The following is a 3,139-nucleotide window of genomic DNA, read 5'->3' as shown; positions in this document are numbered from 1 at the left end:
GCGCAATTTCGAACGCAAGCGGCAGGCCGCCCGTGCCGCCGCTCGGGCTCTGCCCTCGCCCGATCAATTGCTGGCGCTGCCGCGCCGACGCCTCGATGAGGCGACATCCAGGCTTGGCCGGGGCCTGTTGGTCTCCACCGAACGCAAGCGTGCAAGGTTTTTTGCCGTAAAGCTGACACCGGCAATGCTGTCGCAGCGCATTGCCGAGGCGCGGCGCACCAACGAACGCAATCTTTTGCGAGCACAAGGGGCACTGCGCGCGTTGGCAAGAGCCCGGCGTGCGGAGCTTAACCGAGCGGCGGATCAATTGCCAAAATGTGCCAGGGCATCGCTGCAGCGGCACAAGCAGCAACTGGCCATGCTGCAAGGCCGCATCACGATCGAGCCGACGGCACGGCGGCAACGCGTGCAGAGGGATTTGCTGACAGCTTTGACAAGACGCGGCACGCAAGCAGTGGTGCTCAGGCTGGAGCGCCTGCGCGGCCGTGTCGTCCAGGCCGACAGGTTGATGGCGTCGCTGTCGCACAAGGCCGTCCTGGCGCGCGGCTTTGCGCTGGTGAGGGATGCGGATGGCGTGGTGATCAAGCAGGCTGCCGAGGTGGCGTCGGGAATGGCGCTTTCGCTCGAGTTCGCCGACGGCATCGCCGATGCGGTGGCGATCACCGGCACGGCAAAACCGAAAGCCGTGGCCAAGCCGGCGGCCAAGGCCAAAGAGCCCGGCAATCAGGGATCCCTGTTCTGACACCATGACCGACAATCCGCATCATCTGACAACGCCCTCAGGCAAACCGCGCGCGCGAAATTTCGGCATCGGCTTCGATGGGCGCCCGGGACCGTTTAACGCGATCACCGATGTGCCCGGCGTCGCGGTCGGCTATGCGACGTTGATCTCGGGCGATGGCGCGCTTGTCGTCGGCGAGGGACCGGTGCGCACCGGCGTGACCGCGATCCTGCCCAGGCCGCTCGCCGACCTCGCCATCCCGGTCTTCGCCGGCATTTTCAGCCAGAACGGAAACGGCGAACTGACCGGCTCGCACATCGTCGAGGAAACCGGCGCTTTCAACTTCCCGATCACCATCACCAACACGCATTCCTGCGGTGTTTCCCGCGACGGCACGCTGCGCTGGATGCAAAGCGTGCTGCCGGCAGCGCTCGACAGCGGCTGGGGGCTGCCGGTGGCGGCGGAGACCTATGACGGTTTCCTCAACGACATCAACGGCCACCATTTGACGTCAGAGCATGTTGCGCAGGCTCTCGACGGTGCCGCCGGCGGGCCTATCGAGGAAGGCAGCGTCGGCGGCGGCACCGGCATGATCACCTTCGGCTTCAAGGCCGGCTCCGGCACGGCATCGCGCATCGTCGAATGGCACGGCCGTGCCTATACGGTCGGCGCCTTCGTGCAGTCCAACTTTGGCAAACGGCGCAATATTGCCATTCGCGGCCTGCGCGCCGGGCCGGAGCTTCTCGAACCGGCTGTCCGCGAAGGCACATGTGCCGAGAAAGGCTCGATCATCGCCGTCGTCGCCACCGACGCACCGTTCCTGCCGCATCAGATGAAGCGGCTGGCCCGACGGGTGCCGCTTGGCGTCGCCTTGACCGGCGGCTTCGGCTATCACAGTTCAGGCGACATTTTTATCGCCTTCTCGACCGCCAATGCGAGCGCAGCGCTGGCGCCATCCGGCCGCATCGCCAGCGCCTATTTTATTCCGGACACCGATATCGATCCGTTTTTCGATGCAGTGATCCAGACCGTGGAGGAAGCAATCCTCAACGCGCTGGTTGCCAATGACGATATGACCGGACGCGACGGAAATTTCGTGCCGGCGCTGCCAAAGGCGTGGCTGAAGGAGAAGTTTGGCTGAAGACAAAAACGCGGGCCACAAGCACGCGCTGGAACACGTCGCCGCTATGCGATCATTCCGCGGCTTTGATCATTCCGCGGCTTTTCCGGGGGCCTGCTGGCTTTCCTCGGCCTCGGCCGCTTCCTCAAGCCGGGATGCGATAAGTTCCTGGATATCGCCGACTTCTTCCTGGATGTCCTCCAGCGGGATGCCGACCTCGGCCGCCTCGGCAGCGCACTCCTTGGCCAGGGTTTCGGCCTGCTTGTCGATCCTTGCCTGGGAGGACTGGCAATGGACCTTTTCGCCGATCCATCCCCGCAAGAATTCGATGGCGTGTTCACTCATACTGCTGTTCCCTGGCGGCAAAGCCGGTTGGTAATCATAAACGTCGACATCCCGCAAAGGATGCATGTCCCCATTCCAGCCGAGTCGCGGTCGTCCGGCAAGCCAATGCTGTCCAAGGTCCACAGAGCCATAGGAAATCGAGGGGTCAAGAGCATTTTCTGATTCTGGAGGGGTCGGTACCGTTGGCTGGGTCACGCCCAGCGCTGCGCCACTGTTTCTATTTGCTTTTTTCCGGTTTCCGAGCCGATTTCCGTCACAATAGATGGCGCAACACACTACACATTCACAGTTGCTTCGAGGTGCTGCCCTCGGGCACGCAGGTCGAAGCCGCCGCTATATAGTGACATCCTCCTGCAATGTCGACTCCGCTCGCCATGCTGCTTCTTTCCGCCGCGCCGAAGGCTCCGCAACGGATCAAGAGCAAGTGACGATGGACGCGAACCGGGTGGAGCAAGCCTCGGCGGAATCGCTCAGACGTGCACAGCCACCACCGCCGCGCAGTCGCCGGCCTTGACCAGCCCGGGGAAATGTCGCGCCGCCAGCATGCCCGACATTTTTGCCCGGATCTCCTGCGGGGCGATGCCGGTGCGGCCGGTGGAATGGATGCGCGCCAGCACCGAGCCTTCTTCGACGGGCTCACCGAGATCGACCATGGTTTCGATCATGCCGTCATCTTCGGCGAAGGAGAAACAATCGCCCGACGGCATGTCGAGCCACTGGGTTCGAGTCTTCTCGACCGCACCATCTACAATGCCCGCATGGCGCAGTACGTTGAGAATGCCGCGCCGCGCGATCCGCACCGTCTGCGCACGCGACGTGCCGCCGCCGCCAAGCTCGGTGCTGACGAAGACCTTGCCCATCTCCTCGGCTGCCGTGTCATACATGCCGACGGCGTCGATCTCGATCATGCGCATCGAGAACGGGGCGGCGAAGGCCGCGACCGCGTCGAAGGC

At 63.7% G+C, this 3,139-nt stretch carries 4 protein-coding genes; 2 read left to right on the top strand and 2 right to left on the bottom strand.

The genetic code is table 11. The annotated features are described in order from the left end of the window. Nucleotides 1–742, top strand: a 742-nt coding sequence (locus EOD15_RS31590; protein ID WP_281035590.1) for an exodeoxyribonuclease VII large subunit, incomplete at its 5' end; no start/stop codon positions are given. A 4-nt stretch (nt 743–746) separates the two neighbouring features. After that, nucleotides 747–1,862 (top strand): P1 family peptidase, encoded by a 1,116-nt coding sequence (locus EOD15_RS31585; RefSeq protein WP_127321586.1) that lies wholly within the window; start codon nt 747–749, stop codon nt 1,860–1,862. 69 nt (nt 1,863–1,931) lie between these two features. Here the strand turns inward: EOD15_RS31585 and EOD15_RS31580 are convergent, their stop codons facing one another. Together EOD15_RS31580 and EOD15_RS31575 are read right to left on the bottom strand one after the other, a co-directional pair. Continuing rightward, nucleotides 1,932–2,186 (bottom strand): DUF768 domain-containing protein, encoded by a 255-nt coding sequence (locus EOD15_RS31580; protein ID WP_127271474.1) that lies wholly within the window; start codon nt 2,184–2,186, stop codon nt 1,932–1,934. A gap of 470 nt (nt 2,187–2,656) precedes the next feature. After that, a partial coding sequence (locus EOD15_RS31575) for a succinylglutamate desuccinylase/aspartoacylase family protein (protein ID WP_185929131.1) occupies nt 2,657–3,139 on the bottom strand: 483 nt, incomplete at its 5' end.

It is taken from the genome of Mesorhizobium sp. M7A.T.Ca.US.000.02.2.1, from assembly GCF_003996995.1.
Taxonomy (GTDB): domain Bacteria; phylum Pseudomonadota; class Alphaproteobacteria; order Rhizobiales; family Rhizobiaceae; genus Mesorhizobium.
This window is presented reverse-complemented; position numbering and strand designations above follow the sequence as displayed.

Bases quoted from the DNA above. Each gene is read 5' to 3' on its own strand.
- EOD15_RS31585 (WP_127321586.1), top strand. From the start codon at position 747: ATGACCGACAATCCGCATCATCTGACAACGCCCTCAGGCAAACCGCGC.
- EOD15_RS31580 (WP_127271474.1), bottom strand. From the start codon at position 2,186: ATGAGTGAACACGCCATCGAATTCTTGCGGGGATGGATCGGCGAAAAG.